Consider the following 26,903-nt stretch of genomic DNA (forward strand, 5'->3'; position numbering starts at 1 on the left):
TATATTTTGTTTTAGTCAATACATATAATAATGAGGTCGTCTTGACTTTTGTAAAATAAAAAAGGGAGGATGAAAATTTGCGTTGTTAAATAAACAAAACCTATGATGCCTGTACAAGTACTCCACCATGCCAGTATAGAATTATATATAGCCCTACATTTATTACTTCCACAAGGAGGTTTAAAGTAAAAATCCCACCGTTTTAAGTAACAGTAGCTTATAAAAATAGTTTGAGATAAAGAAGTTTCATAAAGCTAAAAACCCCTGATGTCTTCATTTTAATATCGCTTATCCAATTCATGACAGCAGTTTTATTTTTAAAATTTTAAAAAATTACTCATTTAATTATTCAGAGGTCTTTTTTAAATGGAAGTGCATAAAATGATTGATGAAATCAAGTATTCCATATATGCCTTTAATACTGTAGAGGATATGACTTTTTCAATACTGCGTCAACAGTTCTTCAAGATTCCTTCAAGATTCCTTCAACAAATGGCCCTCTATATGGAGCAATCATGGGGAAGTGTTGAAGAAGTGTTGAAGGATTTAGCTTGAGTCCTTATGAATACTAGCTTTAGCAAGTATCCCATTTTTAGCTCAATATATTGTTTTTGTGTTAATGTGTTGTAATTTAAGTAGATATGTTTTTCAGGGTTAAAAAAAAGTGAAGTGTTTTTTTATTTTGCTCAGATAGTTAGAGTGTTTGAAGAAAACCTCATAGCCAATAGATATATAAAGGATCTATTTGATATAAAAATCTAGTTTGAAGGCATTATTAATGCTGAAATACCCTTATCAGAATTGTTTTATTATTGCTGACACTGCTTTTGAATTACAGAAACTTAGAAAGGTATTTAATTGCAAGAACAAATGCTTAGTTAGATAGCTTTCGCTCTTTAATCAATAGATTTGATGTCACATTATCTAGTTGGATAGCGTAGAATTTTATGGCTTTTGACGTGATAGAATAAAAGAAGTTTCAGAAAGCTAAAAAGTCAAGATGACTTTAATATATAGGAGTAAATAGTTTATTTTGGTAGAAATGGCTTAAGGATTTTTTTGTTTAAATGTCCTGTATTCTCTATTTCTGTTATTTGTTGCAGTACTATTTAGTAAATCTATAAGAAAGGGTAGTGTTATTTTAGGCAATAATATATGGTTTTTGACAAATAGTAGCTTTGTTAAGAACCTGCTCTTTTGAATGAATTTTATTTTTTAGGTGCAATGTGACTGTTGTTAAATTTCCTTTGGGGTAGTTCTAAGGTAATTGTAAAAACTAATTAGAAATATTAAAAGTTATTGAAGCTAATTATTCTTATTTATGAGACTTTTGATTTTGTAATGAAAAAAAAAGTTTAATATGATTGAAAATAAGTAATTTGACTTTTGAATAATTAAAAAAAGTTTATACATTTGCAACCCCGTATATAGTGCGGGAAAATATATTGTAGAAATTTTTAATAAACATTATGCCAACAATTCAACAATTAGTAAGAACAGGGAGAACCCAATTAACTAAGAAGAGTAAATCGGTTGCTTTGGATTCTTGTCCTCAAAGAAGAGGTGTTTGTACGCGTGTTTATACTACTACACCAAAAAAACCTAACTCTGCAATGCGTAAAGTTGCAAGGGTACGTTTGACAAATGGTAATGAAGTAAACGCTTACATCCCAGGAGAAGGACACAATTTACAAGAGCACTCGATAGTATTAGTTAGAGGTGGAAGGGTGAAAGATTTGCCAGGTGTTAGATACCACATTGTACGTGGAGCTTTGGATACTGCTGGAGTAAACGGTAGAACACAAAGAAGATCTAAATACGGAGCAAAACGTCCTAAAGACAAAAAATAATCGTTTAAACGTTTAAGAAAAAGACATGAGAAAAAGACAGGCTAAAAAGAGACCTCTTTTACCAGATCCGAAATTTAATGATCAATTAGTTACGCGTTTTGTTAACAACTTAATGTGGGATGGTAAAAAGTCTACGGCGTTTAAAGTATTCTATGATGCTTTAGAAATTGTAGAAGAGAAAAAACAAGATGAAGAAAAAACTTCATTAGACGTGTGGAAAGATGCGTTAACTAACGTTATGCCTCACGTAGAAGTTCGCTCTCGTCGTGTAGGTGGTGCAACATTCCAAATCCCTATGCAAATTCGTCCAGATAGAAAAATTTCTATGGCGATGAAATGGATGATTTTGTATGCGAGAAAAAGAAATGAGAAATCAATGGCTGCTAAATTAGCATCTGAAATCTTAGCTGCTGCTAAAGAAGAAGGAGCTGCTGTTAAAAAGAGAATGGATACTCATAAGATGGCTGAAGCTAATAAAGCATTCTCTCACTTTAGATTTTAATCCATACAGAAACTATATACAATGGCAAGAGATTTAAAATATACAAGAAACATTGGTATCGCTGCTCACATCGATGCTGGTAAAACAACAACTACAGAGCGTATTTTGTTCTATACAGGTAAAAACCACAAAATGGGAGAAACTCACGAAGGTTCTTCTACTATGGACTGGATGGAGCAAGAGGCTGAAAGAGGTATTACTATTACATCGGCAGCTACTACATGTACTTGGAGTTTCCCAACAAATCAAGGAGCTAAGTTACCTGAATCTAATGAATATCACTTTAATATCATTGATACTCCAGGACACGTTGACTTTACTGTAGAGGTAAACCGTTCTTTACGTGTACTAGATGGATTGGTATTCTTATTTAGTGCAGTTGATGGTGTTGAGCCTCAATCTGAAACTAACTGGAGATTAGCTGATAATTATAAAGTTCCACGTATGGGGTTCGTTAATAAAATGGACCGTCAAGGAGCTAACTTCTTAGCAGTTTGTCAACAAGTTAAAGATATGTTGAAATCGAATGCAGTGCCAATCGTTTTACCTATTGGTGATGAAGCAGATTTTAGAGGTATCGTTGATTTAGTTAAAAACCGCGCAATCGTTTGGCATGATGAGAATCATGGTTCTACATTTGACGTTGTTGATATCCCAGCAGATATGTTGGATGATGTAAAACAATATAGAGGTCAATTGATTGAAGAGATTGCTGCTTATGATGAGAATCTTCTTGAAAAATATATGGAAGATGAAAACTCAATCACTGAGGATGAAATTCACGTTGCATTACGTGCAGCTACTTTAGATATGAGTATCATTCCAATGACTTGTGGTTCTTCATTTAAAAATAAAGGAGTTCAATTTATGTTGGATGCAGTTTGTCGTTATTTACCTTCTCCAATGGATAAGGAAGCTATCGAAGGAACTGATCCTGATACTGAAGAGCCAATCTTACGTAAACCATCAGTTAGTGAGCCATTTGCTGCTTTAGCATTTAAAATTGCTACTGACCCATTCGTAGGACGTTTAGCTTTCTTTAGAGCTTATTCTGGTCACTTAGACGCAGGTTCTTATGTATTGAATACTCGTTCAGGAAATAAAGAGCGTATTTCTCGTATCTATCAGATGCATGCTAACAAACAAAATCCAGTAGAATATATTGAAGCTGGTGATATTGGTGCAGCTGTAGGATTTAAAGATATTAAAACAGGGGATACTCTATGTGATGAGAAAAACCCTATCGTTTTAGAAAGTATGATTTTCCCAGATCCAGTTATTGGTATCGCTATTGAGCCAAAAACAAAAGCGGATATGGATAAAATGGGTACTGCTTTAGCTAAATTAGCAGAAGAGGATCCAACATTTACAGTTAAAACTGATCAAGCTTCTGGGCAAACAGTTATTTCTGGAATGGGTGAGCTTCACTTAGATGTATTAATTGACCGTATGAAACGTGAGTTTAAAGTGGAAGTTAATCAAGGTGAACCTCAAGTAGAATATAAAGAGTCTTTAACACGTGGTGCTCAACATAGAGAAGTTTATAAAAAACAATCTGGAGGTCGTGGTAAATTCGCTGATATTGTATTCGAAATTTCTCCAGCTGATGACGTTGATGGAAAACCATTCGTAGGATTACAATTTGTTAATGAGGTTAAAGGTGGTAACGTTCCTAAAGAATATATCCCTTCTGTAGAGAAAGGATTTAGAGAGGCAATGAAACAAGGGCCTTTAGCTGGATTCGAAATGGATTCTATGAAAGTTACTTTAAAAGATGGTTCTTATCACGCGGTTGACTCTGATGCATTATCATTCGAATTAGCTGCTAAAATGGGATATAAAGAATCTGCTAAAGCTGCAGGTGCTGTTATCCTTGAGCCAATCATGAAGTTAGAGGTGTTGACTCCTGAAGAAAATATGGGTGATATCGTTGGTGACTTAAACCGTCGTCGTGGTCAAATCAACAGTATGGATGATAGAGCAGGTTCAAAAGTTGTTAAAGCTTCTGTTCCATTATCAGAAATGTTTGGTTATGTTACTACATTAAGAACATTGTCATCAGGTAGAGCTACATCAACAATGGAGTTCTCACATTATGCTGAAACACCTTCTAATATTTCAGAAGCTGTTATTGCAAAAGCTAAAGGAAACGCTTAATCTAAGAGAAAAATGAGTCAAAAAATCAGAATAAAATTAAAATCTTACGATCATATGTTGGTTGATAAATCAGCAGAGAAAATCGTAAAAACTGTAAAAAGTACAGGAGCAGTAGTTACAGGACCTATTCCTTTACCTACTAATAAAAAAATCTTTACTGTTTTGCGTTCTCCACACGTGAACAAAAAAGCAAGAGAGCAATTTGAATTAAGTTCTTACAAGAGATTATTAGATATTTATTCTTCTTCTTCTAAAACTATTGATGCTTTAATGAAATTAGAGTTACCAAGTGGAGTAGAAGTTGAAATTAAAGTGTGATAATTTTAATTCTTTAAGAATCATATAATACAAACTAAGTATTAAGAGCTTTTCTTAATACTTAGTTCTTTTAAATTGAAAAGATAAATTTTATAAATTAATAATTAAATATTTATGTCTGGGTTAATTGGTAAAAAAATCGGCATGACAAGTATTTTCGATGAAAACGGGAAAAACCTTCCTTGTACAGTAATCGAACTTGGACCATGTGTCGTTACCCAAGTCAGAACCAATGAGGTTGACGGGTATGAAGCGTTACAACTTGGTTTCGATGACAAGACAGATAAACACGCAACTAAAGCTGAGCTAGGTCACTTTAAGAAAGCGGGAACATCTGCTAAAAGAAAAGTCGTTGAAATTAAGGAGTTTGAAGGTGAGTATAAACTAGGTGATGTTATCACTGTGGATTTATTCAACGAAGGAGAATTTGTAGATGTACAAGGTGTGTCTAAAGGAAAAGGATTTCAAGGGGTTGTTAAACGTCATGGATTTGGTGGAGTAGGACAAGTTACTCACGGTCAAAAAAATCGTTTAAGAGCACCGGGATCTGTAGGAGCTTCTTCTTATCCTTCTAGAGTATTCAAAGGAATGCGTATGGCAGGAAGAACTGGAGGAGTAAATGTAACAGTACAAAACCTTAGAGTTTTAAAAGTAGTTGCTGATAAAAATCTACTTGTGGTAAAAGGAGCAATCCCAGGACACAAAAACTCTTATGTAATCGTTCAGAAGTAATGGAAGTAAAAGTTTTAGATATCACAGGAAAAGATACTGGAAGAAAAGTTGAACTTTTAGATTCAGTATTCGGTATAGAGCCAAATAATCACGCAGTATATCTTGATGTTAAACAATATTTAGCAAATCAAAGACAAGGAACTCATAAAGCAAAAGAAAGAGCTGAGATTTCTGGAAGTACTCGCAAGATTAAAAAGCAAAAAGGAACAGGAACGGCTAGAGCGGGAAGCATCAAGTCACCAGTTTTCAGAGGAGGGGGTAGAGTTTTCGGACCAAGACCAAGAAACTATTCTTTCAAATTGAATAAAAGTTTAAAACGATTAGCGAGAAAATCTGCATTCTCTATTAAAGCTAAAGAATCAAATTTAATCGTAGTTGAAAACTTTAATTTTGAAACTCCAAGTACAAAAGAATTTATCAAAGTTTTGAGTGCTTTAGGGTTAGAAAATAAAAAATCTCTATTTGTGTTGGGTGAATCAAATAATAATGTATATTTGTCATCACGCAATTTAGAGAAGTCTTCTGTTGTAAATAACTCAGAATTAAGCACTTACGCTATTTTAAATGCGGGAAGTTTAGTGTTAACTGAAGGATCTGTAGCAGGAATTGTTGAAAATTTAAGCAAATAATAGGAAGATGAGTGTTTTAATTAAGCCTATAATTACAGAAAAAATAACTAAAGACAGCGAGTCTTTAGGTCGTTTTGGATTTGTAGTAGATAGAAAAGCTAACAAAATTGAGATCAAAAAAGCTGTGGAAGCAGCTTATGGAGTTACTGTTGTTAGTGTTAACACTATGAACTATGGAGCTGAGCGTTCTGTTAAGTTCACTAAAAGTGGTATGATCAACGCTAAAACTAATGCTTATAAAAAAGCAGTAGTTCAATTGAAAGAAGGAGAGAGTATAGACTTTTATTCAAATATCTAATAAATAATGTCAGTTAGAAAATTAAAACCTATTACCCCAGGTCAGCGTTTTAGAGTTGTAAATAGTTTTGACGCTATAACAACTGATAAGCCGGAGCGTAGTTTACTAGCACCGAAAAAAAAATCTGGAGGTAGAAATAGTCAAGGAAAAATGACCATGCGCTACATGGGTGGTGGTCATAAACAAAGATACCGTGTAATCGATTTCAAAAGAACAAAAGTTGGAGTTCCAGCTACTGTTAAATCAATTGAATACGATCCAAATCGTACAGCATTCATTGCTTTGATTGCTTACGTTGATGGGGCTAAAGCTTATGTTGTAGCTCAAAGCGGTATGAAAGTAGGTCAAACTGTAGTTTCAGGACCTGAAGCATCACCAGAAGTTGGTAATGCAATGCCTTTAAGTAAAATTCCTTTAGGAACTGTTATTTCTTGTATCGAATTACGTCCTGGTCAAGGAGCTGTAATTGCTCGTTCAGCTGGTACTTTCGCACAGTTAGTTGCAAGAGATGGTAAATACGCTACAATCAAAATGCCTTCAGGAGAAGTTCGTTTGATTTTGTTAGAATGTATGGCAACTATCGGAGCTGTTTCTAATCACGATCACCAATTAATCGTTTCTGGTAAAGCTGGTAGATCAAGATGGTTAGGAAGAAGACCTAGAACTAGAGCAGTAGCAATGAACCCAGTAGATCACCCAATGGGAGGTGGAGAAGGTCGTTCTTCAGGAGGACATCCACGTTCAAGAAAAGGGTTGCCTGCTAAAGGGTACAGAACTCGTTCTAAAGTTAAGGCGAGTAATAAGTATATCGTTGAACGTAGAAAGAAATAAAAGATTAAGACATGGCACGTTCGTTAAAAAAAGGACCTTATGTTCACTATAAATTAGAGAAAAAAGTTCAATCTAATATTGAAGGAGGAAATAAAGCTGTTATCAAAACTTGGTCAAGAGCTTCAATGATTACTCCAGATTTCGTTGGACAAACTATCGCAGTACATAATGGTCGTCAATTTGTTCCTGTATATGTTACAGAGAATATGGTAGGACATAAATTAGGGGAATTTTCACCAACAAGATCTTTTAGAGGTCATGCGGGTGCAAAGAATAAAGGTAAAAAATAATAAGAAGCTATGGGAGTTCGTAAAAGAGAGAGAGCTGAGCAAATAAAAGAAGCTAACAAGCAAGTTGCTTTTGCTAAGCTAAACAATTGCCCTACTTCTCCTAGAAAAATGCGCTTAGTAGCGGATTTAGTAAGAGGACAGAAAGTAGAAAAAGCTCTAAATATATTAAGATTCAGTTCAAAAGAAGCTTCTCGTAAATTAGAGAAATTACTTTTATCTGCAATTGCAAACTGGCAAGCAAAGAACAGCGAAGCTAATATTGAAGAAGCTGGTCTTATTGTTAAAGAAATAAGAGTAGATGGAGGAATGATGTTAAAAAGACTTCGTCCTGCACCTCAAGGAAGAGCACACAGAATAAGAAAACGTTCTAATCACGTAACAATCGTTTTAGGAACTAATAATAACACACAAAGCAATTAATAAGCAGTATGGGACAAAAAACTAATCCAATCGGGAATCGCCTTGGTATTATTAGAGGATGGGACTCAAACTGGTATGGTGGAAACGACTACGGTGACAAAATCGCTGAAGATCACAAAATCAGAAAGTATATCCATGCTCGTTTATCAAAAGCTAGTGTATCGAAAGTAATCATTGAGAGAACTTTGAAACTTGTAACCGTTACTATCACTACTGCTAGACCTGGTATTATTATCGGAAAAGGTGGACAAGAGGTAGACAAGTTAAAAGAGGAATTGAAAAAGATTACTGATAAGGAAGTTCAAATCAATATCTTTGAAATTAAACGTCCTGAGTTAGACGCATATCTTGTGGCTGCAAGTATTGCTCGTCAAATCGAGAACAGAATTTCTTACCGTAGAGCAATCCGTATGGCTATCGCAGCTGCTATGAGAATGAATGCGGAAGGAATTAAGGTTATGATTTCAGGTCGTTTGAATGGTGCTGAAATGGCACGTTCGGAAACTTTCAAAGATGGTCGTATTCCTTTATCAACTTTCAGAGCTGATATTGATTATGCACTTGCAGAAGCTCACACTACTTATGGTAGAATGGGAATTAAAGTGTGGATCATGAAAGGTGAAGTTTACGGTAAAAGAGATCTTTCTCCGTTAGTTGGAATGGATAAAAAACAATCTAAACCATCAGGATCTAAAGGTAAAACTAACCAACGCAAAAGAAAGTAATTTTAAACTAAAGAAAAATGTTACAGCCTAAAAGAACAAAATACCGTAAGGTACAGAAAGGTAAAATGAAAGGGATTTCTCAAAGAGGGCATGAACTTTCAAATGGAATGTTTGGAATTAAATCTTTAGACTCTGCTTTTATTACTTCTCGTCAAATTGAGGCAGCTCGTATTGCAGCTACTCGTTTTATGAAACGTGAAGGACAATTGTGGATCAAGATTTTCCCAGATAAGCCTATTACTAAAAAACCTCTTGAAGTACGTATGGGTAAAGGTAAAGGTGCAGTAGAATACTGGGTTGCTGTGGTTAAACCAGGAAGAATTATGTTCGAAGTTGGTGGAGTGCCAATTTCAGTAGCTAAAGAAGCTTTGCGTCTTGCTGCTCAAAAACTTCCAGTTAAAACTAAATTTGTAATTGCTAGAGATTTCGAAGCATAATAAGAATTTATCATGAAACAATCAGAAATAGTAAATCTATCTGTAGCTGAATTACAAGATCAACTTACAACGTTGACTACTACATACGAAAACTTAAAGTCAACTCATGCAATCTCTCCAATAGAGAATCCTCTACAAATTAAAAATGTAAGAAGAAGTATCGCAAGAGTTAAGACAGAATTAAGCAAAAGAGAGTTACAATAATTGTATTCTGCTGAAAGATGGAAAATAGAAAATTAAGAAAAGAGAGAATAGGTGTTGTTACTAGTAACAAAATGGAGAAATCTATTGTTGTAGCTGAAGTAAAAAAAGTAAAACACCCATTATATGGAAAGTTCGTGTTGAAAACAAAGAAATATGTTGCACACGACGAAACAAATGACTGCAACATCGGAGATACAGTTAGAATTATGGAGACACGTCCATTATCTAAATCTAAATGTTGGAGATTAGTTGAAATCATTGAAAGAGCGAAATAATTATGGTACAACAGGAATCTAGACTTAAAGTAGCAGATAATACGGGAGCAAAAGAAGTTTTGACTATCCGTGTATTAGGAGGAACGAAACGTCGTTATGCCTCTGTAGGTGATAAAATTGTAGTTTCAATTAAAGATGCAACTCCAAACGGAAGCGTTAAAAAAGGAGCGGTATCAACTGCAGTTGTTGTACGTACCAAAAAAGAAGTGAGAAGAGCCGATGGATCTTATATCAGATTTGACGATAACGCATGTGTATTGTTGAATGCTGCAGGTGAGATGAGAGGTACTCGTGTTTTTGGTCCAGTAGCGAGAGAACTTCGTGAAAAACAATTCATGAAAATTGTATCATTAGCACCAGAGGTGTTATAATTCTTTCAAAAGATGATTAAGCTAAAGATAAAAACAGGAGATACAGTACGTGTTATTGCTGGAGGTCACAAAGGATCTGAAGGTAAAGTAGTACGTGTATTACGTGAAAAAAACAAGGCTATTGTTGAAGGGGTTAACATCATTTCAAAACATGTTAAGCCTAGTGCTACAAACCCTCAAGGTGGAATTGTTAAAAGAGAAGCTCCTATCCATATTTCGAATTTAGCGATCGTAGATCCTAAAACGAATGAAGTAACTAAAGTTGCTTACGTAGAAGAAAATGGAAAAAAAGTGAGAGTTTCTAAAAAATCAAAAGAAGTATTATAGTTATGGCTTATATACCAAGACTTAAAGAAGAGTATAAAAGCAGAGTTATTTCTGCTCTTACTGAGGAATTTGGTTACAAAAACGTTATGCAAGTTCCAAAACTTGAGAAAATCGTTGTTAGCCGTGGTGTAGGTGCTGCTGTATCTGATAAAAAATTAGTTGATTACGCTGTAGAGGAATTAACTAAAATTACAGGACAAAAAGCTGTTCCTACAATTTCTAAAAAAGACGTTGCAACCTTTAAATTAAGAAAAGGTATGCCAATCGGGGCGAAAGTAACATTACGTGGTGAAAGAATGTATGAATTTTTAGACCGCTTAGTTACTTCAGCTTTACCACGAGTTAGAGATTTCTCAGGAATTAAATCTGACGGATTTGATGGAAGAGGAAATTATAATTTAGGTATTACTGAGCAAATTATTTTCCCTGAAATCAATATTGATAAAGTAAACAAAATCGCTGGTTTTGATATCACTTTCGTAACATCTGCAGAAACAGATAAAGAAGCGAAATCTTTACTTGCTGAATTAGGATTACCTTTTAAAAAGAATTAAGTATGGCTAAAGAATCAATGAAAGCCCGTGAGGTAAAAAGACAAGCATTAGTGGATAAATATGCTGCTAAAAGAAAAGCTCTTTTAGAAGCAGGAGACTACGAAGGGTTACAAAAATTACCTAAAAATGCTTCTCCAGTTCGTTTACATAACAGATGTAAATTGACAGGTAGACCAAGAGGGTATATGCGTCAATTCGGTATCTCTCGTGTTACTTTCCGTGAGATGGCTAACCAAGGATTGATACCTGGAGTTAAAAAGGCAAGTTGGTAATTAAGATTTAAAGGTAAAAACAATGTATACAGATCCAATAGCAGATTTCCTTACAAGAATTAGAAACGCTGTACGTGCTAACCACAAAGTGGTTGAGATCCCAGCTTCTAACTTCAAAAAAGAAATCACGAAAATTTTATTCGATCAAGGATATATCTTAAGCTATAAATTTGATGATAGTTCAGTTCAAGGAACAATCAAAATAGCTTTAAAATATGATAAAGACACTAAAGAGTCTGTAATTAGAGATATCCAAAGAATTAGTAAACCAGGTTTGCGTAAATACGCATCTGCATCAGATCTTCCTAGAATCTTAAATGGTTTAGGAATCGCTATCGTTTCAACATCAAAAGGATTGATGACTGGAAAACAAGCGAAACAACTTAATGTTGGTGGAGAGGTAGTTTGTTACGTATACTAATTTAAAAAGACTAAGAGATGTCAAGAATAGGAAAAAGTCCAGTAACAATTCCTGCAGGAGTAACGGTTGACGTTAAAGATGGAGAGATTGTTGTTAAAGGTAAATTAGGAGAGCTTACTCAGAAATTTGATACAGTTAGTATTAAAGTTGAAGATAATCAAGTAATCGTTGAGCGTTCATCAGATTTAAAAGATGAAAGATCTAAACACGGTCTTTACCGTAGTTTAATCAACAATATGATTACAGGAGTTTCTGAAGGATTTACAATAGCTTTAGAATTGGTTGGGGTAGGTTATAGAGCTTCAAACCAAGGACAAAAATTAGATTTAGCTTTAGGGTTTTCTCACAATATCGTTATGAATATTGCTCCAGAAGTTTCTATCGAAACTATTTCTGAAAAAGGGAAAAATCCAATTATTAAATTAACTTCATTTGACAAACAATTAGTTGGTCAGGTTGCAGCTAAGATCCGTTCATTCCGTAAACCTGAACCTTACAAAGGAAAAGGAATTAAGTTTGTGGGTGAAGAGTTAAGAAGAAAAGCAGGTAAATCAGCTTAAAAATTAAGACTATGTCATTAACAAAATCTGAAAGAAGACAACGTATAAAATTCAGAATCAGAAAAATCGTTAGCGGTACTGCTGCTCAACCAAGATTATCTGTATTCAGAAGTAATAAAGAAATCTATGCTCAAATCATAGATGACGAGAATGGAGTAACTCTAGCTTCAGCATCTTCAAGAGAAGCTGGGATAACAAGAGGAACCAATATTGAAACTGCTGCATCGGTTGGAAAACTAATTGCAGAGAAAGCTTTAAAAGCTGGAGTAGAAAATGTATCTTTCGACAGAAATGGTTATTTATACCATGGACGTGTGAAATCATTAGCTGAAGGCGCTAGAGAAGCTGGATTAAAATTCTAATTAGTTATGTATCAAAATTATAAAAACGTAGAATTTGTAAAACCAAGTGGTCTTGATTTAAAAGACCGTTTGGTTAGTGTTAATCGTGTAACTAAAGTAACTAAAGGGGGGCGTGCTTTTGGATTCTCTGCTGTAGTTGTTGTAGGTGACGAGAACGGTGTAGTGGGTCATGGTTTAGGTAAATCAAAAGATGTTTCTGAAGCAATTGCGAAAGCAGTAGAAGATGCAAAGAAAAACTTAGTTAGAATTCCTTTGAATGGACACACTATCCCTCACGAACAAAAAGGTAAATTTAGTGGAGCAAGAGTTGTATTGATGCCTGCATCATTAGGTACTGGAGTTATCGCTGGAGGTTCTGTGAGAGCTGTTGTGGAAGCTGTAGGTATTACAGATTTATTATCTAAATCACAAGGTTCTTCAAACCCACATAATGTGGTTAAAGCTACTTTTGATGCTTTATTACGTTTAAGAAGTGCTTCTACAGTTGCAAAACAAAGAGGAATTTCTTTAGAAAAAGTATTTAAAGGTTAATTTGAGGGAATTATGTCAAAGATAAAAGTAAAACAAGTAAGAAGCCAAATTAACTGTCCTCTTTCACAAAAGAGAACATTAGAGGCTTTAGGACTTCGTAAGATTGGTCAAGTTGTAGAACATGATGCTACAAGTGCTATCTTAGGAATGGTAAATAAAGTTCAACACTTAGTTTCTGTAGAAGAAATTAAATAATTTTGTAAAGAATGAATTTAAGTAATTTACAACCAGCAAACGGTTCAGTACACAACCAAAACAAACGTGTTGGTCGTGGTGAAGGTTCTGGAAAAGGAGGAACTTCTACAAAAGGACATAAGGGAGCTAAATCACGTTCAGGATATTCTAAGAAGATCGGATTTGAAGGAGGGCAAATGCCACTTCAAAGACGTGTACCTAAGTTTGGTTTCAAGAACATTAATAGAGTTGAGTATGATGCAATCAATTTAGATACTTTACAGTCTCTTGTTGATAATGGTGTTGTCACTGATACTATCGATTTTGCTCTTTTAGTGGAATTAGGTCTAACTTCTAAAAATAGTTTAGTAAAGGTTTTAGGGCGTGGTGAACTTAAGGCGAAATTAAAAGTTTCTGCTCACAAGTTTTCAGCAACTGCAAAAGCTGCTATCGAAGCTGCTGGAGGAGAAATTGTAACGTTATAAAATCTTAGTAAACAAGATGAAGAAGTTTTTTGAGACATTAGCCAATATTTGGAAAATTGAGGAACTAAAAAATAAGATCTTAATAACTTTAGGACTATTGCTTGTGTACCGTTTTGGTACACAAGTAACCTTACCAGGTATTGACGCAACAAAATTGCAAGCTTTAACAGAGCAAACTGATCAAGGTATTGGTTGGTTAATCAATGTGTTTACAGGTGGTGCTTTTGCACAAGCATCTGTTTTCGCATTAGGTATTATGCCTTATATTTCTGCTTCCATTGTAGTACAGTTAATGGGAATTGCTGTTCCTTATTTGCAAAAACTACAGAATGATGGGGAAAGCGGTAGAAAGAAAATGAACCAAATTACAAGATGGTTAACTATTGGTATTACCTTGTTACAAGGACCAAGTTATATTTACAACTTGTATGTGCAATTGCCGTCAGACGCATTTTTGCTAGGTTTCAACTCTTTCTCATTCTTGTTTTCTTCAGTAATTATACTAGTTACCGGAACTATTTTTGCAATGTGGTTAGGTGAGAAAATTACTGATAAAGGTATTGGAAATGGTATTTCATTATTGATTATGGTTGGTATTATTGCAAGACTTCCAATGTCTTTCATTCAAGAGTTCCAATCAAGAATCACTGATAATAATGGAGGCCCAATGTTGGTGGTTATAGAAGTAATTTTATGGTTGTTAATCATTGTTGCTTGTATCTATTTGACTCTTGCGGTAAGAAGAATTCCAGTTCAATATGCAAGAAGAAGTGCTTCTGGTACGTATGATCAATCTATGTTAGGTGGAAATCGTCAATGGATTCCTTTAAAGCTTAATGCTTCTGGAGTTATGCCGATTATTTTTGCGCAGGCTATTATGTTTGTGCCGGCAGCAGTAGCAGGATTATCTACATCAGATACTGCAAAATCTATAAGTTCTACGTTTCACGACGTGTTCGGATGGCAGTATAATTTACTTTTTGCTTTATTAATCATAATTTTTACGTACTTTTACACCGCAATTACAGTACCGACAAATAAAATGGCAGATGATTTGAAGAGAAGTGGTGGGTTTATTCCAGGTGTTAGACCAGGTTCAGAAACTGCAGATTTCTTAGATAGAATTATGTCATTAATCACATTCCCAGGGTCTTTATACCTAGCATTGATTGCAGTTTTTCCTGCTATAGTTGTTAGTTTATTAGGCGTACAACAGGGATGGGCTATGTTTTATGGTGGAACGTCACTATTAATTATGGTTAGTGTTGTTATAGACACAATTCAGCAAGTCAATGCATATCTGTTGAATAAACAGTATGATAGTATGATGACAAGTGGTAAAAATAGAAGAGCAATAGCTTAATTTTTATGGCAAAACAATCAGCAATAGAACAAGACGGAGCAATCATAGAAGCATTGTCAAATGCAATGTTCCGTGTGGAATTAGAAAATGGACATGTTGTAATCGCTCATATTTCAGGTAAAATGCGTATGCATTATATTAAATTACTACCTGGTGATAGAGTGAAATTGGAAATGAGTCCATATGACTTGACCAAAGCAAGAATTACTTATAGATATTAAAGAGGCTATTAAAATGAAAGTAAGAGCATCAGTTAAAAAAAGAAGTGCCGAGTGCATTATAGTACGTAGAAAAGGTAGACTTTACGTTATTAATAAAAAGAATCCTAGATTTAAACAAAGACAAGGATAATTATGGCAAGAATCGCAGGGGTAGATATACCTAAACACAAAAGAGGAGTTATTGCTTTAACTTATATCTTCGGTATTGGTTCAAGCAGAGCTAAAGAAATTCTTGAAAGAGCTAATGTTAGCGAAGATAAAAAAGTTCAAGATTGGAATGATGATGAGATCGGAGCTATCCGTGAAGCTGTAGGTCAATTCACTATCGAAGGTGAATTACGTTCAGAAATTTCATTAAGCATCAAACGTTTAATGGACATTGGATGTTACAGAGGAATTCGTCATAGAACTGGTCTTCCATTAAGAGGGCAAAGAACTAAAAACAATTCTAGAACTAGAAAAGGTAAAAGAAAAACTGTTGCTAACAAGAAAAAAGCAACTAAATAATAAGTAGTAATATGGCTAAAGCGAATACAAAAAAACGTAAGGTACTTGTTGAATCAACAGGTGAAGCTCATATTAATGCGACGTTTAACAATATCATCATTTCATTAACTAATAAAAAAGGTGAAGTGATTTCTTGGTCATCAGCAGGTAAAATGGGATTCAGAGGTTCTAAAAAGAACACTCCATACGCTGCGCAAATGGCTGCAGAAGATTGTGGTAAAGTTGCACTTGAGGCAGGATTGAAAAAAGTAAAAGTTTATGTAAAAGGACCAGGAAACGGTAGAGAATCTGCTATCAGATCATTACATAACAACGGAATTGAAGTAACTGAGATTATCGATATTACTCCAATGCCACATAATGGATGTCGTCCTCCAAAAAGAAGAAGAGTTTAATTATATAGTATAACCTAAGGTAGGAATAGATTATCGGAGGAAAGTGACCTGAATTCATAATCCCTACCTTTTTTTAATTTTTAGAAATGGCAAGATATACTGGTCCACAAACTAAAATCGCGCGTAAATTCGGCGAAGCTATTTTCGGAGATGATAAATCTTTTGAAAAAAGAAATTATCCTCCAGGACAACATGGTTTAGCAAAAAAGAGAGGTAAAAAATCTGAGTATGCTATCCAGTTAATGGAGAAACAAAAAGCTAAATATACTTACGGTATTTTAGAAAAGCAATTCCGTAACCTTTACAAAAAAGCAGCTGCTGCTCGTGGTGTAACTGGTGAAGTATTGATTCAATTATGTGAATCAAGATTAGATAACGTTGTATTCAGAATGGGTATTGCTCCTTCTCGTCGTGCAGCTCGTCAAATCGTTTCTCACAGACATATTACAGTTAATGGTGAGGTTGTGAATATCCCTTCTTACCAATTAAAACCTGGTGATAAAGTTGCAGTTCGTGAAAAATCTAAATCTCTAGAAATCATCGAACGTTCGTTATCTAATTCTAGTACTGTTTATGAATGGATTACTTGGAATCCTGAAACTTTGGAAGGTACTTTCGTATCTATTCCTCAAAGACTTCAAGTTCCAGAAAACATTAAAGAACAGTTAATCGTAGAGTTGTACAACAAATAATAATTGACATTCAGTCGAAACAAATATGGCAATATTTAATTTTCAAAAGCCCGATAAAGTTATCATGATTGATTCGACCGATTTTAAAGGTAAATTCGAATTTAGACCTTTAGAACCGGGATATGGATTGACTATTGGTAATGCATTAAGAAGAGTTCTTCTATCTTCACTTGAAGGATATGCTATTACTTCGGTTCGTATCGAAGGTGTAGACCATGAGTTTTCTACTATAGCAGGCGTAGTTGAGGATGTTACTGAAATAATCCTAAATTTAAAACAAGTTCGTTTTAAACGTCAAATCGAAGATGTGGATAATGAATCTGTTTCTATCTCTTTTTCAGGTAAAGAACAATTAACTGCTGGAGATTTTCAAAAGTTTATCTCTAGTTTTCAGGTTCTTAACCCAGAATTAGTTATCTGTAATTTGGATAGTAATGTTACTATCAATATGGATTTAACTATTGAAAAGGGTAGAGGATATGTTCCTGCAGAAGAAAATAGAAAACCTAATGCACCAATTGGTACCATCTTTACGGATTCAATTTATACTCCAGTTAAGAACGTTAAGTATGCTATTGAAAACTATCGTGTTGAACAAAAAACTGACTATGAAAAGTTAGTTTTCGATATTATCACAGATGGTTCAATTCATCCAAAGGATGCTTTAACGGAAGCAGCAAAAACTTTGATTCATCATTTTATGCTGTTCTCTGACGAAAGAATTACTTTAGAGGCAGATGAAATCGCTCAAACTGAATCATATGATGAAGAATCATTACATATGAGACAGCTTCTAAAAACTAAATTGGTAGATTTAGATCTTTCAGTTCGAGCATTAAATTGTTTGAAAGCGGCTGAAGTAGATACATTAGGAGATTTGGTTTCATTTAACAAAAACGATCTTATGAAATTCAGAAACTTTGGTAAAAAATCTTTATCAGAGTTAGAAGAATTAGTTGCTGTTAAAGGACTTAATTTTGGTATGGATCTATCAAAATACAAATTAGATAAAGAATAATCTAGACCTTTAAAGTCTAAATTCTAGAAAGAGATGAGACACGGAAAAAAAATAAATCATTTAGGTAGAAAAAAAGGACATAGAGATTCTATGTTGGCTAATATGGCTTGTTCTCTAATTGAGCACAAACGTATTAATACTACTGTTGCAAAAGCAAAAGCTTTAAAACAGTTTATTGAGCCTTTAGTAACTAAAGCTAAAACTGACGATACTCATAATCGTCGTATTGTTTTTTCTTATATAAAACAAAAAGATGCTGTTACTGAATTGTTCAGAGAAGTAGCTCAAAAAGTTGGTGATCGTCCAGGAGGATATACTCGTATTATTAAATTAGGTAATCGTCAAGGAGATAATGCTGATATGGCTATGATTGAATTTGTAGATTTTAATGAAATTTACAATGTAGCTAAGAAAGAAGCTAAGAAAACTACACGTAGAGGTAAGAAAAAAGCTGTAGAAGCTGAAACTGCTACTGTAGAAACTTCTAATGAAGCTGAAACTAATGAATAGTTATTTTTACTTTGAAGTAAATTTAATATTTTGATATAAAGGACATTCTTTTTTAGAATGTCCTTTTTTTTGTTTTTTTAATTATTTTTGCATTTGACAATACAACTAACTCATGGAATTTAAAAATAAAAAGGAAGGTGTTATAGTGCTTTATGATGGTACTATTTTTTATGGTAAATCTGTAGGTATCGAAGGTACTGCTTATGGTGAGATTTGCTTTAATACAGGTATGACTGGATATCAAGAAATTTTTACTGATCCATCTTATTATGGACAGATTATGTTAGCTACAACAGCTCATATTGGTAATTATGGAGTCCATAAAGATGAGTTCGATTCTGATAGTATAAAGATTAGTGGTTTAGTATGTAAAAATTTTAGTGATTTTCAGTCTCGTCCTAGTGCAGATGAAACGTTATATGAATATTTTGAGAAAGCTAATTTAGTAGCTATATCTGATGTAGATACACGTGCATTAACTGCATATATTAGGGATAATGGTGCTATGAATGCTATCATTTCAACAGACGATACTGATATTGATAAGCTTCGTGAAATGGTAAAAAATGTTCCATCAATGGATGGTCTTGAATTGGCATCTAAAGTATCAACTAAAGAGCCTTATTTTTATGGCGACAGTAATGCTACTTATAGAATAGCTGCACTTGATTTTGGTATTAAAACTAATATACTACGTTGTCTTGCTGAGCGAGATTGTTATGTTAAGGTGTTTCCTTATGACAGTTCTTATACTGACTTGAAAGCTTTTGAACCTGATGGTATTTTTCTTTCTAATGGGCCAGGTGATCCTGAAGCTTTGGGTAAACTTGGAATTCTTGCAACTGTCAATGAAATTATTGATTCTGGTTTACCAGTTTTTGGAATTTGCTTAGGTCATCAATTAATTGGTTTATCACAAGGAATTAAAACTTTTAAAATGTTTAGTGGACATCGTGGTGTTAATCATCCAATTTTGAACACAATTACAGAAAGAGGTGAAATTACTTCGCAAAATCATGGTTTTGCAGTTATAAAAGAAGATGTAGAAAATAGTAATACATTAGAAATTACTCATTTACATTTAAATGATAGCACTGTTGCTGGGATGAGAATGAAAAATAAAGATGTTTTTTCAGTTCAATATCATCCAGAATCTAGTCCTGGACCTCATGATTCTCGTTATTTGTTTGATGAGTTTATAGAGAATATTAAGAAAGTTAAAGTAGCCATTTAGTGGCTACTTTTTTTATGTTTTATTCTTACTTGATCTTTGGTGATAATGTTAATTTTTCATTTTTTAATTCGTAAATTTGTTTATACTAAATTTTAAGACACAATAATATTATGAGTACAATAGTAAGTGTGCATGCACGTCAAATTTTAGATTCAAGAGGTAACCCTACTGTAGAAGTTGATGTAGTTACCGATGGTGGTTATTTAGGAAGAGCAGCTGTACCATCTGGTGCATCTACGGGTGAACATGAAGCTGTTGAGTTAAGAGATGGCGGAAAAGATTTTATGGGTAAAGGGGTGATGAAAGCTGTTGAAAATGTAAATACTATCCTTGCTGAGAATATTGTAGGTTTAAATGTTTTTGAACAAAATGCAATAGATGAATTAATGATTGCCTTAGATGGTACGCCTAATAAAGGGAATTTAGGAGCTAATGCTATTCTAGGTGTTTCATTGGCTGTCGCAAAAGCTGCAGCTGCAGAATTAGGAATGCCTTTATATAGATATGTAGGAGGAGTTTCTGCTAATACTTTGCCTGTTCCAATGATGAATATCATTAATGGAGGTTCTCACTCAGATGCGCCTATAGCTTTTCAAGAATTTATGATTATGCCTGTTAAGGCTGAGAATTTTACTCATGCTATGCAAATGGGTACTGAAATTTTCCATAATCTTAAAAAAGTATTACATGAGAGAGGATTAAGTACTGCTGTTGGAGATGAAGGTGGATTTGCGCCAACATTAGAAGGTACTGAAGATGCAATTGAATCAATTAAACTAGCAGTTGAAAAGGCTGGATATGAATTTGGTGACGAAGTAATGATTGCTTTAGATTGTGCAGCTTCTGAATTTTATGTTGATGGGAAATATGACTATACTAAATTTGAAGGGGACTTAGGGAAAATACGTACTTCTACAGAACAAGCGGATTACTTAGCTGAATTAGTTAGTAAATATCCTATAATATCTATTGAAGATGGTATGTATGAAGATGACTGGGAAGGATGGAAATATCTAACTGAGAAAATTGGAGATAAAGTTCAATTAGTAGGAGATGATCTATTTGTTACAAATGTGAAACGTTTAGAAAGAGGTATTAATGAAGGTATAGCAAATTCTATTTTAATTAAAGTAAATCAAATCGGAACTTTGACTGAAACTATCGCTGCTGTAAATATGGCGAAAGATGCTGGATATACTTCTGTAATGTCACACCGCTCTGGAGAAACTGAAGATAATACAATTGCTGATCTAGCAGTTGCTTTAAATTGTGGTCAAATTAAAACAGGATCTGCCTCTCGTTCTGATCGTATGGCTAAATATAATCAACTTTTAAGAATTGAGGAGGAATTAGGTGATGTTGCATATTACCCAAAAACTAAAGCTTTTAAAGTAAAATAAGTTATTATTAATAAAATCAAAGCCTCTAGAATTCTAGAGGCTTTGATTTTTATATACTATTTTGTGATTTTTTTTAATGTTTTTGTTGTTTTTTAATTTAAGCATTGAATTCATAAAAGTGTATGGGAAGCTTTGAAGTTATTGTGTTTTTGTATTATAGACATTGTATTTTAACTTGTATGTATGCATAATAATTATTATCTTTCCTTCATAAATTATTTAGAAATATATAAATTTATAGATTATAGAAAATAACTAAGAATAAAATAAAATAATAACAATATGTCTAAAACAGCTTATATAGAAATAGATGGTGAAAGATATGAATTTCCTACTATCGTTGGCTCTGAGAATGAAGTAGCGATTGATATTTTGAAATTACGCTCTTTAACTGGTGCTATTACGTATGATCCAGGATATAAGAATTCTGGTTCTTGCAAAAGTGCAATTACTTATCTTGATGGTGAAGAAGGAATTTTAAGATATAGAGGGTATTCAATTGAAGATCTTGCAGCCAATTCAAACTTTTTAGAAGTTTCTTATCTTATTATTTTTGGTGAATTACCAACTAAACAACAGATAGAACAATTTGAAAAAGATATTCGTAAGTATTCATTAGTGAACGAAGAAATGAAGAATATCATTGATGGCTTTCCAAAAACGGCACATCCTATGGGAGTTCTCGCTTCATTAACCAGTGCTCTTACAGCGTTTAACCCAAAAGTAGTTAATGCTGAATGTACTAAAGATTTATATGAAGCTGTATGTAAAACTATGAGTAAATTCTTAGTAATCGCTACTTGGACATATAGAAAGGCAAAGGGATATCCATTAAATTATTACAATAATACTGTAAGTTATGTAGATAACTTCTTACGATTAATGTTTGCATTACCTACAGAACCTTATGAAATTGATCCTGTCGTTAAAAATGCAATTGATAAACTGTTCATTTTACATGCAGATCACGAACAAAACTGCTCTACTTCAACAGTACGTATTGTAGGTTCTTCTCATGCAGGACTTTTTGCTTCTATATCAGCTGGTGTGTCTGCTTTATGGGGACCATTACATGGTGGAGCGAATCAAGCTGTTTTAGAAATGTTAGAGGCTATTCAAAACGATGGTGGAGATGTTGAAAAATATTTAAACAAAGCTAAAGATAAAGATGATCCATTCCGTCTAATGGGATTCGGTCACCGTGTATATAAAAACTTTGATCCGAGAGCTAGAATTATTAAGAAAGCTGCGGATGAAGTTCTTGGTAAATTAGGTGTTGATGATCCTGTGTTAGATATTGCAAAAAAATTGGAAGCAGCGGCATTAAAAGACCCGTATTTCGTAGAGCGTCATTTATATCCAAATGTTGATTTCTATTCTGGAATTATTTATCGTGCATTAGGTATTCCTACTGAAATGTTTACAGTTATGTTTGCTATCGGACGTTTGCCAGGGTGGATTGCTCAATGGAAAGAAATGAGAATTAATAAAGAGCCGATTGGTAGACCTCGTCAAATTTATGTTGGGGAAAGTTTAAGAAAATACGTACCAATGGAACAACGTTAATATAATATAATTAATATTTAAGAGTCACTTATTTTATAAAGTGACTCTTTTTATTTTACATAGTTTTGAATAAGAGTATTATTAAAAGTGTTTTGTTATATTTGTGAAAAATCCATTTTATGTTAAAACTAAATGTAAATAATGAAACCTCGCGTTTGCGGGCTGTGGTCCTTGGTATTGCTAATAGCAATGGACCCACACCTACAATTGAAGAAGCCTATGATCCAAAATCTTTAGAACATATTCTAGCTGGTACTTATCCTGTAGAAGATGACATGATTAATGAAATGGAGGCTTTTAATAAAGTTTTTGAAAAATATGATGTAAAAGTATTTCGTCCTGAAATAATTAACGATTATAACCAAATATTTACGAGAGATATTGGATTCGTTATAGAAAATAAATTTATCAAAGCAAATATTCTCCCTGATCGCGATCGCGAACTTGAAGCAATTCATTATGTTTTAGAGCAAATAGATCCCCAAGATATTATATCTGCACCAGAAGAAGTACATTTTGAAGGTGGAGATGTAATGTTGTGGAATGATTACATATTTGTTGGTACTTATAAACGACCAGATTATAAAAAGTTTATAACAGCTAGAACAAATCGTGAGGGAGTAGAATTTATAAAAGAATTATTCCCAAATAAAATTGTTAAGAGTTTTGATTTAGTTAAGTCTAAGACTGAGCCTCGTGATAATGCATTACATTTAGATTGTTGTTTTCAACCTGTGGGCGATAATAAAGCAATTATTTATCGAGGGGGATTTTATGATGAAAAAGAATATCAATTTCTTGTTGATCTATTTGGTGATGAAAACTTATTTCACATTACTAGAGAGGAGATGTATCATATGAATTCAAATGTATTTTCTATCGCACCAAATGTTGTAGTTAGTGAAAAGAATTTTACTAGGTTGAATAATTGGTTGAGAGCAAATAACTTTATCGTAGAGGAAATTCCATATGCTGAAATTTCTAAGCAAGAGGGGCTATTACGTTGTTCAACTTTACCTTTGATAAGAGAATAAAAAATTAAATAAAATTATGAAGCAAGCTACAAATACAATTTTAATGATACGCCCAGTTGCTTTCCGTATGAATGAGCAAACTGCAGTAAATAATTATTATCAAAAGGTATTAGATAATTTATCGCCAGAAAGTGTTAATGCAAAAGCAGTTGAAGAATTCGATGCCTTTGTAGAGAAACTTAAAAATATTGGGGTAAATGTAATTGTTGTGAATGATTCTATAGAGCCAGATACTCCTGATAGTATTTTTCCAAACAATTGGATTTCTTTTCACGAATCAGGTGAAGTAGTGTTGTATCCTATGTTTGCAGAAAATAGACGCTTAGAACGCAGAGAAGATATCTTAGACCTATTAGAAGATAAAGGATTTATTATAGAAGATATTTGGGATTATACTTCAGCAGAGGATGATGAATATTTTTTAGAAGGTACTGGTAGTTTAATTCTGGATCGCGCAAACGGAAAAGCTTATTGTGCTTTATCTCCTCGTGCAGATGAAGGTTTAGTAATTGAGTTCTGTGAAGAATTTGAAATGGATCCAGTAATTTTTGAAGCATATCAAACAGTAAATGGAAAGAGAGAATTGATTTACCATACTAATGTAATGATGTGTATTGCTGATACTTTTGCTATAATTTGCGCTGATGCAATAGATGATAAACAAGAGCGAAAAATTGTTTTAAATAATCTAAAATCTTCAGGAAAAGAAGTAATTGAAATTACAGAAGATCAGGTAAATAATTTTGCAGGTAATATGTTGCAAGTAATTGGGGCTAATGATGAGCGTTTTTTAATAATGTCTACTCAAGCTTATAATAGCTTAAATGATAAACAAATTAAAGCTATTGAAAAGCATAATAAAATAATACATAGTTCTCTAGATACTATAGAGGCATGCGGTGGAGGAAGTGCTCGTTGTATGATGGCAGAAGTTTTTCTTCCTAAAGCTTAATTAAAATAGAAGTTATTTTGATGAAGGATATAGATTTTACTCTATATCCTTTTTTTATATAAATTATTATTATTTAAAATGAGTTTAAATAATAATAATTTATATATATTTGCAAGCAACAAAACAAAACAAAAACAACAAATTAAAAATAAATGGGTTTTAAGTCAATATCAACAATTGTTCTTAGTACTTTTTTGAGTGTATATGTTTATGGACAAAAAAATGATACTGTTATTTCACCTAAACAAAATTTAGATGAGATTGTAATTACAGGGCAGTATAATCCACAGTCTATAAATAAAGCAATTAATAATGTAACTGTATTAAATAGAGAGCGCATTGAGAATCTAGGCGCAGTAACATTAGCTGATGCATTAAATCAAGTAATGAACATTTCAATACTTCCTAATGCCCAAACAGGTAGATCAACTGTAAAAATGTTTGGATTAGATGCACAATATTTTACTATTTTGGTTGATAATGTGCCAATGATAAGTGATGAGGGATTTGGGAATAATACAGATTTGACTCAGATAAATTTAGATGATGTTGAGAGGGTAGAGATTGTTGAAGGAGCTATGGGAGTTGATTATGGTGCAAATGCTGTAACAGGAATTATTAATATTATAACCAAGAAAAACAGCTTGTATGATTGGAATATTAATGCTTTTGTACAAGAAGAAACAGTATCTACGGAATATAATTTGACAAATCAAGGGAAACATATTCAAGGTTTTTCTTTAGGACATAATATAACAGATAAGCTATATACAAGTTTAAGTTATACGCATAATGATTTTCGTGGATTTTATGGAGGAAGGCAAGGAATGACTTATTATGGTGACGATGATAAACGAGGACATGAATTCTTGCCAAAAAATCAAAATAATGTAAAAGCATTATTAAATTTTGATGGTGGCACATATAAAGTGTTTTATAAGTTTGAATACTTTAATGAAAGAATGAAGGATTATGCTAAATTATTTGAATTTAATGAAGATCCTATTTTTGAAACTATTGACCCTGTTGCAAAAGATAGAATAATAAATACTAATAGATATAGTAATGTACTTAATGCTTCTGGACATTTAGGAAATATTTTAGTTTTTAATATTGATGCAAGTTATCAAAAGCAAACTAGAGAGGCTGATATCTACCGTTATAGAATAAAATATGATGAAAAGTTTGATCGTAAAAAATTTAAAAACGAAAGTAGGGAGGCATGGTTTTCACGTGGTAGCTTTAGTGAATTTGTTAATTGGGAGAAAGCAAAATTTCAAGTAGGATATGACATTAAAGAAACAGAAGGTTATTCTAGTATGACTGAGGAGTTTTCAGAATTACCTGCAAAGAAGAAACTTGGAAGCTATGATTTTTTTGCATCTTCTGAGATTCAAGCTTTACCACGATTAATGATCAGACCAGGGTATCGTTTGATGACATCAAATGTATTTAAAAGTCAACATGCATTGAGTATTGTATTAAAATATGATTTTGGTAATAATTATGAGGTAAGAGCAACAGTAGGTACAGCACCTCGACTACCAAACTATGACGAGTTATATACTTATTTTGTTGATGTTAATCACGATTTACAAGGTAATATTAATTTAAAACCGGAAAAGGGGAAGACTTTCTTTTTAAATTTTAAAAAGAGTTTAGAACTTTCTGATGGATTTACTTATCATGGAAGTATGACTGGAAGATATTTAGAGGTAGATGACAAAATTGATGTAATTGAGATTGTTGATAATGGGGGATTAAAGTTCAAATATGAGAATGTTAACCGTTATAGAAATATTGGTTTTACTTTTATGAATCAATTTAGTTATCAAAATTTTCAATTAGGTTTAGGATTTACAATGTCAGGGATAGCGCAAAGAATGTATGATGCACCAAAGCAGACTGATAAATTTCTATATACTCCTGAATTTACAGCTAATGCAAGTTATAAACTGCCTAAGTTGAAAACAGCATTTTCAGTATATTATAAGTTTAATGGTGAAGAGACAAAGTATAAGATGGAAAGTGATTTTATGGGAAATTATTATATCAAGGGAAGGCAGGAAAGTTATTCTTGGATGGATGTAAGTATTAAACAACCATTTTTAAAAAATAAATTAACAGCCACTATTGGAGTTAGAAATTTATTTGATGTTGGTATGCTGAAATCTACTTTGAATTCAGGTACAGCACATGCGTCAGCAGCTTCTACAATGCCAATAGCTTATGGGCGTAGTTATTTTTTGAAAGTTCAATATAATTTTGGTTTTTAGATATAGATGA

At 33.2% G+C, this 26,903-nt stretch carries 38 protein-coding genes; all 38 read left to right on the plus strand.

Annotated features, from left to right (window positions below; genetic code table 11):
* The first annotated feature begins 1,469 nt into the window (after nucleotides 1-1,469).
* Entirely contained in the window at nucleotides 1,470-1,850 is a 381-nt protein-coding gene (rpsL, locus tag RH98_RS05950; protein WP_002987523.1) for a 30S ribosomal protein S12, read from the plus strand.
* Between the two features lie 25 nt (nucleotides 1,851-1,875).
* On the plus strand, nucleotides 1,876-2,352 hold the full coding sequence (rpsG, locus tag RH98_RS05955) for a 30S ribosomal protein S7 (protein ID WP_010251694.1): 477 nt from the start codon (nucleotides 1,876-1,878) through the stop codon (nucleotides 2,350-2,352).
* A gap of 21 nt (nucleotides 2,353-2,373) precedes the next feature.
* Nucleotides 2,374-4,509 carry an elongation factor G gene (gene fusA / locus RH98_RS05960; protein ID WP_010251696.1) on the plus strand — a complete coding sequence of 712 codons (2,136 nt, stop codon included), beginning with the start codon at nucleotides 2,374-2,376 and terminating at the stop codon, nucleotides 4,507-4,509.
* Nucleotides 4,510-4,521: 12 nt separating this feature from the next.
* Nucleotides 4,522-4,827, plus strand: a complete 306-nt coding sequence (rpsJ, locus tag RH98_RS05965) for a 30S ribosomal protein S10 (protein ID WP_010251699.1) — start codon at nucleotides 4,522-4,524, stop codon at nucleotides 4,825-4,827.
* Nucleotides 4,828-4,941: 114 nt separating this feature from the next.
* Nucleotides 4,942-5,559 (plus strand): 50S ribosomal protein L3, encoded by a 618-nt coding sequence (gene rplC, locus RH98_RS05970; RefSeq protein ID WP_010251702.1) that lies wholly within the window; start codon nucleotides 4,942-4,944, stop codon nucleotides 5,557-5,559.
* Nucleotides 5,559-6,188: a 50S ribosomal protein L4 gene (rplD, locus tag RH98_RS05975; protein ID WP_010251705.1), complete on the plus strand. Its 630-nt coding sequence runs from the start codon at nucleotides 5,559-5,561 to the stop codon at nucleotides 6,186-6,188. The genes rplC and rplD overlap by 1 nt, the downstream gene beginning before the upstream one ends.
* Before the next feature lie 7 nt (nucleotides 6,189-6,195).
* The gene (rplW, locus tag RH98_RS05980; protein ID WP_010251707.1) at nucleotides 6,196-6,486 is read left to right on the plus strand and encodes a 50S ribosomal protein L23; all 291 of its coding nucleotides are present in this window, start codon (nucleotides 6,196-6,198) and stop codon (nucleotides 6,484-6,486) included.
* A 6-nt stretch (nucleotides 6,487-6,492) separates the two neighbouring features.
* Nucleotides 6,493-7,317, plus strand: coding sequence for a 50S ribosomal protein L2 (rplB, locus tag RH98_RS05985; RefSeq protein WP_010251709.1), 825 nt, complete (start codon nucleotides 6,493-6,495; stop codon nucleotides 7,315-7,317).
* Nucleotides 7,318-7,328: 11 nt separating this feature from the next.
* Complete coding sequence (gene rpsS, locus RH98_RS05990) at nucleotides 7,329-7,607, plus strand: 30S ribosomal protein S19 (RefSeq protein WP_010251711.1); 279 nt, start codon at nucleotides 7,329-7,331, stop codon at nucleotides 7,605-7,607.
* Nucleotides 7,608-7,616: 9 nt separating this feature from the next.
* On the plus strand, nucleotides 7,617-8,027 hold the full coding sequence (rplV, locus tag RH98_RS05995) for a 50S ribosomal protein L22 (RefSeq protein WP_010251713.1): 411 nt from the start codon (nucleotides 7,617-7,619) through the stop codon (nucleotides 8,025-8,027).
* 8 nt (nucleotides 8,028-8,035) lie between these two features.
* On the plus strand, nucleotides 8,036-8,752 hold the full coding sequence (rpsC, locus tag RH98_RS06000; protein WP_010251714.1) for a 30S ribosomal protein S3: 717 nt from the start codon (nucleotides 8,036-8,038) through the stop codon (nucleotides 8,750-8,752).
* Nucleotides 8,753-8,769: 17 nt separating this feature from the next.
* Entirely contained in the window at nucleotides 8,770-9,189 is a 420-nt protein-coding gene (gene rplP, locus RH98_RS06005; protein ID WP_010251715.1) for a 50S ribosomal protein L16, read from the plus strand.
* Between the two features lie 12 nt (nucleotides 9,190-9,201).
* Entirely contained in the window at nucleotides 9,202-9,393 is a 192-nt protein-coding gene (gene rpmC, locus RH98_RS06010; protein WP_010251716.1) for a 50S ribosomal protein L29, read from the plus strand.
* 17 nt (nucleotides 9,394-9,410) lie between these two features.
* Nucleotides 9,411-9,668 (plus strand): 30S ribosomal protein S17, encoded by a 258-nt coding sequence (rpsQ, locus tag RH98_RS06015; RefSeq protein WP_010251717.1) that lies wholly within the window; start codon nucleotides 9,411-9,413, stop codon nucleotides 9,666-9,668.
* Between the two features lie 2 nt (nucleotides 9,669-9,670).
* Complete coding sequence (gene rplN, locus RH98_RS06020) at nucleotides 9,671-10,039, plus strand: 50S ribosomal protein L14 (protein WP_010251718.1); 369 nt, start codon at nucleotides 9,671-9,673, stop codon at nucleotides 10,037-10,039.
* Nucleotides 10,040-10,051: 12 nt separating this feature from the next.
* Complete coding sequence (rplX, locus tag RH98_RS06025; protein ID WP_010251719.1) at nucleotides 10,052-10,366, plus strand: 50S ribosomal protein L24; 315 nt, start codon at nucleotides 10,052-10,054, stop codon at nucleotides 10,364-10,366.
* 2 nt (nucleotides 10,367-10,368) lie between these two features.
* Nucleotides 10,369-10,920: a 50S ribosomal protein L5 gene (gene rplE / locus RH98_RS06030; RefSeq protein ID WP_010251722.1), complete on the plus strand. Its 552-nt coding sequence runs from the start codon at nucleotides 10,369-10,371 to the stop codon at nucleotides 10,918-10,920.
* 2 nt (nucleotides 10,921-10,922) lie between these two features.
* Entirely contained in the window at nucleotides 10,923-11,192 is a 270-nt protein-coding gene (gene rpsN, locus RH98_RS06035) for a 30S ribosomal protein S14 (protein ID WP_010251725.1), read from the plus strand.
* 22 nt (nucleotides 11,193-11,214) lie between these two features.
* Nucleotides 11,215-11,613, plus strand: coding sequence for a 30S ribosomal protein S8 (rpsH, locus tag RH98_RS06040; RefSeq protein ID WP_010251728.1), 399 nt, complete (start codon nucleotides 11,215-11,217; stop codon nucleotides 11,611-11,613).
* Between the two features lie 17 nt (nucleotides 11,614-11,630).
* The gene (gene rplF, locus RH98_RS06045) at nucleotides 11,631-12,173 is read left to right on the plus strand and encodes a 50S ribosomal protein L6 (RefSeq protein ID WP_010251731.1); all 543 of its coding nucleotides are present in this window, start codon (nucleotides 11,631-11,633) and stop codon (nucleotides 12,171-12,173) included.
* Between the two features lie 11 nt (nucleotides 12,174-12,184).
* The gene (rplR, locus tag RH98_RS06050) at nucleotides 12,185-12,535 is read left to right on the plus strand and encodes a 50S ribosomal protein L18 (protein WP_010251734.1); all 351 of its coding nucleotides are present in this window, start codon (nucleotides 12,185-12,187) and stop codon (nucleotides 12,533-12,535) included.
* 6 nt (nucleotides 12,536-12,541) lie between these two features.
* Entirely contained in the window at nucleotides 12,542-13,066 is a 525-nt protein-coding gene (gene rpsE, locus RH98_RS06055; RefSeq protein WP_010251738.1) for a 30S ribosomal protein S5, read from the plus strand.
* Between the two features lie 12 nt (nucleotides 13,067-13,078).
* Nucleotides 13,079-13,261, plus strand: a complete 183-nt coding sequence (gene rpmD / locus RH98_RS06060; protein ID WP_010251742.1) for a 50S ribosomal protein L30 — start codon at nucleotides 13,079-13,081, stop codon at nucleotides 13,259-13,261.
* An 11-nt stretch (nucleotides 13,262-13,272) separates the two neighbouring features.
* The gene (gene rplO / locus RH98_RS06065) at nucleotides 13,273-13,725 is read left to right on the plus strand and encodes a 50S ribosomal protein L15 (protein WP_010251746.1); all 453 of its coding nucleotides are present in this window, start codon (nucleotides 13,273-13,275) and stop codon (nucleotides 13,723-13,725) included.
* Between the two features lie 16 nt (nucleotides 13,726-13,741).
* The gene (secY, locus tag RH98_RS06070; protein WP_010251748.1) at nucleotides 13,742-15,088 is read left to right on the plus strand and encodes a preprotein translocase subunit SecY; all 1,347 of its coding nucleotides are present in this window, start codon (nucleotides 13,742-13,744) and stop codon (nucleotides 15,086-15,088) included.
* 5 nt (nucleotides 15,089-15,093) lie between these two features.
* A complete protein-coding gene (gene infA / locus RH98_RS06075; protein ID WP_002987492.1) occupies nucleotides 15,094-15,309 on the plus strand; it encodes a translation initiation factor IF-1 in 216 nt (71 codons plus the stop codon).
* A 13-nt stretch (nucleotides 15,310-15,322) separates the two neighbouring features.
* Complete coding sequence (gene ykgO / locus RH98_RS15405) at nucleotides 15,323-15,439, plus strand: type B 50S ribosomal protein L36 (RefSeq protein WP_002987490.1); 117 nt, start codon at nucleotides 15,323-15,325, stop codon at nucleotides 15,437-15,439.
* 2 nt (nucleotides 15,440-15,441) lie between these two features.
* Complete coding sequence (rpsM, locus tag RH98_RS06080; protein WP_010251761.1) at nucleotides 15,442-15,816, plus strand: 30S ribosomal protein S13; 375 nt, start codon at nucleotides 15,442-15,444, stop codon at nucleotides 15,814-15,816.
* A gap of 11 nt (nucleotides 15,817-15,827) precedes the next feature.
* Nucleotides 15,828-16,211: a 30S ribosomal protein S11 gene (rpsK, locus tag RH98_RS06085; RefSeq protein WP_010251764.1), complete on the plus strand. Its 384-nt coding sequence runs from the start codon at nucleotides 15,828-15,830 to the stop codon at nucleotides 16,209-16,211.
* Nucleotides 16,212-16,297: 86 nt separating this feature from the next.
* Nucleotides 16,298-16,903 carry a 30S ribosomal protein S4 gene (gene rpsD / locus RH98_RS06090; RefSeq protein ID WP_010251768.1) on the plus strand — a complete coding sequence of 202 codons (606 nt, stop codon included), beginning with the start codon at nucleotides 16,298-16,300 and terminating at the stop codon, nucleotides 16,901-16,903.
* Nucleotides 16,904-16,928: 25 nt separating this feature from the next.
* A complete protein-coding gene (locus tag RH98_RS06095) occupies nucleotides 16,929-17,921 on the plus strand; it encodes a DNA-directed RNA polymerase subunit alpha (RefSeq protein ID WP_010251770.1) in 993 nt (330 codons plus the stop codon).
* A 33-nt stretch (nucleotides 17,922-17,954) separates the two neighbouring features.
* The gene (gene rplQ / locus RH98_RS06100; protein WP_010251772.1) at nucleotides 17,955-18,431 is read left to right on the plus strand and encodes a 50S ribosomal protein L17; all 477 of its coding nucleotides are present in this window, start codon (nucleotides 17,955-17,957) and stop codon (nucleotides 18,429-18,431) included.
* Between the two features lie 112 nt (nucleotides 18,432-18,543).
* Nucleotides 18,544-19,665, plus strand: coding sequence for a glutamine-hydrolyzing carbamoyl-phosphate synthase small subunit (gene carA, locus RH98_RS06105; protein ID WP_010251773.1), 1,122 nt, complete (start codon nucleotides 18,544-18,546; stop codon nucleotides 19,663-19,665).
* Nucleotides 19,666-19,775: 110 nt separating this feature from the next.
* Nucleotides 19,776-21,065, plus strand: coding sequence for a phosphopyruvate hydratase (gene eno, locus RH98_RS06110; RefSeq protein WP_010251775.1), 1,290 nt, complete (start codon nucleotides 19,776-19,778; stop codon nucleotides 21,063-21,065).
* A gap of 282 nt (nucleotides 21,066-21,347) precedes the next feature.
* Nucleotides 21,348-22,631 carry a citrate synthase gene (locus RH98_RS06115; protein ID WP_010251777.1) on the plus strand — a complete coding sequence of 428 codons (1,284 nt, stop codon included), beginning with the start codon at nucleotides 21,348-21,350 and terminating at the stop codon, nucleotides 22,629-22,631.
* A 119-nt stretch (nucleotides 22,632-22,750) separates the two neighbouring features.
* Nucleotides 22,751-23,665 (plus strand): dimethylarginine dimethylaminohydrolase family protein, encoded by a 915-nt coding sequence (locus RH98_RS06120; RefSeq protein ID WP_010251780.1) that lies wholly within the window; start codon nucleotides 22,751-22,753, stop codon nucleotides 23,663-23,665.
* A gap of 16 nt (nucleotides 23,666-23,681) precedes the next feature.
* Nucleotides 23,682-24,617, plus strand: coding sequence for a citrulline utilization hydrolase CtlX (ctlX, locus tag RH98_RS06125; protein WP_010251783.1), 936 nt, complete (start codon nucleotides 23,682-23,684; stop codon nucleotides 24,615-24,617).
* 152 nt (nucleotides 24,618-24,769) lie between these two features.
* On the plus strand, nucleotides 24,770-26,893 hold the full coding sequence (locus RH98_RS06130) for a TonB-dependent receptor plug domain-containing protein (protein WP_010251786.1): 2,124 nt from the start codon (nucleotides 24,770-24,772) through the stop codon (nucleotides 26,891-26,893).
* The last annotated feature ends 10 nt before the right edge of the window (nucleotides 26,894-26,903 follow it).

Source organism: Myroides injenensis M09-0166, from assembly GCF_000246945.1.
In the GTDB taxonomy this organism is placed as follows: Bacteria; Bacteroidota; Bacteroidia; order Flavobacteriales; family Flavobacteriaceae; genus Flavobacterium; species Flavobacterium injenense.

Coding starts and splice junctions, on each gene's coding strand:
- rplR (WP_010251734.1), top strand. CDS start 12,185: ATGTCATTAACAAAATCTGAAAGAAGACAACGTATAAAATTCAGAATC.
- secY (WP_010251748.1), top strand. CDS start 13,742: ATGAAGAAGTTTTTTGAGACATTAGCCAATATTTGGAAAATTGAGGAA.
- rplD (WP_010251705.1), top strand. CDS start 5,559: ATGGAAGTAAAAGTTTTAGATATCACAGGAAAAGATACTGGAAGAAAA.
- rpsS (WP_010251711.1), top strand. CDS start 7,329: ATGGCACGTTCGTTAAAAAAAGGACCTTATGTTCACTATAAATTAGAG.
- rplX (WP_010251719.1), top strand. CDS start 10,052: ATGATTAAGCTAAAGATAAAAACAGGAGATACAGTACGTGTTATTGCT.
- rplV (WP_010251713.1), top strand. CDS start 7,617: ATGGGAGTTCGTAAAAGAGAGAGAGCTGAGCAAATAAAAGAAGCTAAC.
- rpsE (WP_010251738.1), top strand. CDS start 12,542: ATGTATCAAAATTATAAAAACGTAGAATTTGTAAAACCAAGTGGTCTT.
- rpsM (WP_010251761.1), top strand. CDS start 15,442: ATGGCAAGAATCGCAGGGGTAGATATACCTAAACACAAAAGAGGAGTT.
- rplC (WP_010251702.1), top strand. CDS start 4,942: ATGTCTGGGTTAATTGGTAAAAAAATCGGCATGACAAGTATTTTCGAT.
- rpmC (WP_010251716.1), top strand. CDS start 9,202: ATGAAACAATCAGAAATAGTAAATCTATCTGTAGCTGAATTACAAGAT.
- rplE (WP_010251722.1), top strand. CDS start 10,369: ATGGCTTATATACCAAGACTTAAAGAAGAGTATAAAAGCAGAGTTATT.
- fusA (WP_010251696.1), top strand. CDS start 2,374: ATGGCAAGAGATTTAAAATATACAAGAAACATTGGTATCGCTGCTCAC.
- infA (WP_002987492.1), top strand. CDS start 15,094: ATGGCAAAACAATCAGCAATAGAACAAGACGGAGCAATCATAGAAGCA.
- rplP (WP_010251715.1), top strand. CDS start 8,770: ATGTTACAGCCTAAAAGAACAAAATACCGTAAGGTACAGAAAGGTAAA.
- ykgO (WP_002987490.1), top strand. CDS start 15,323: ATGAAAGTAAGAGCATCAGTTAAAAAAAGAAGTGCCGAGTGCATTATA.
- rplF (WP_010251731.1), top strand. CDS start 11,631: ATGTCAAGAATAGGAAAAAGTCCAGTAACAATTCCTGCAGGAGTAACG.
- rpsN (WP_010251725.1), top strand. CDS start 10,923: ATGGCTAAAGAATCAATGAAAGCCCGTGAGGTAAAAAGACAAGCATTA.
- RH98_RS06130 (WP_010251786.1), top strand. CDS start 24,770: ATGGGTTTTAAGTCAATATCAACAATTGTTCTTAGTACTTTTTTGAGT.
- rpsD (WP_010251768.1), top strand. CDS start 16,298: ATGGCAAGATATACTGGTCCACAAACTAAAATCGCGCGTAAATTCGGC.
- carA (WP_010251773.1), top strand. CDS start 18,544: ATGGAATTTAAAAATAAAAAGGAAGGTGTTATAGTGCTTTATGATGGT.
- rplB (WP_010251709.1), top strand. CDS start 6,493: ATGTCAGTTAGAAAATTAAAACCTATTACCCCAGGTCAGCGTTTTAGA.
- rpmD (WP_010251742.1), top strand. CDS start 13,079: ATGTCAAAGATAAAAGTAAAACAAGTAAGAAGCCAAATTAACTGTCCT.
- rpsK (WP_010251764.1), top strand. CDS start 15,828: ATGGCTAAAGCGAATACAAAAAAACGTAAGGTACTTGTTGAATCAACA.
- rplN (WP_010251718.1), top strand. CDS start 9,671: ATGGTACAACAGGAATCTAGACTTAAAGTAGCAGATAATACGGGAGCA.
- rplO (WP_010251746.1), top strand. CDS start 13,273: ATGAATTTAAGTAATTTACAACCAGCAAACGGTTCAGTACACAACCAA.
- eno (WP_010251775.1), top strand. CDS start 19,776: ATGAGTACAATAGTAAGTGTGCATGCACGTCAAATTTTAGATTCAAGA.
- rpsL (WP_002987523.1), top strand. CDS start 1,470: ATGCCAACAATTCAACAATTAGTAAGAACAGGGAGAACCCAATTAACT.
- rplQ (WP_010251772.1), top strand. CDS start 17,955: ATGAGACACGGAAAAAAAATAAATCATTTAGGTAGAAAAAAAGGACAT.
- ctlX (WP_010251783.1), top strand. CDS start 23,682: ATGAAGCAAGCTACAAATACAATTTTAATGATACGCCCAGTTGCTTTC.
- RH98_RS06095 (WP_010251770.1), top strand. CDS start 16,929: ATGGCAATATTTAATTTTCAAAAGCCCGATAAAGTTATCATGATTGAT.
- rpsC (WP_010251714.1), top strand. CDS start 8,036: ATGGGACAAAAAACTAATCCAATCGGGAATCGCCTTGGTATTATTAGA.
- rpsG (WP_010251694.1), top strand. CDS start 1,876: ATGAGAAAAAGACAGGCTAAAAAGAGACCTCTTTTACCAGATCCGAAA.
- rpsQ (WP_010251717.1), top strand. CDS start 9,411: ATGGAAAATAGAAAATTAAGAAAAGAGAGAATAGGTGTTGTTACTAGT.
- rpsH (WP_010251728.1), top strand. CDS start 11,215: ATGTATACAGATCCAATAGCAGATTTCCTTACAAGAATTAGAAACGCT.
- RH98_RS06115 (WP_010251777.1), top strand. CDS start 21,348: ATGTCTAAAACAGCTTATATAGAAATAGATGGTGAAAGATATGAATTT.
- RH98_RS06120 (WP_010251780.1), top strand. CDS start 22,751: ATGTTAAAACTAAATGTAAATAATGAAACCTCGCGTTTGCGGGCTGTG.
- rpsJ (WP_010251699.1), top strand. CDS start 4,522: ATGAGTCAAAAAATCAGAATAAAATTAAAATCTTACGATCATATGTTG.
- rplW (WP_010251707.1), top strand. CDS start 6,196: ATGAGTGTTTTAATTAAGCCTATAATTACAGAAAAAATAACTAAAGAC.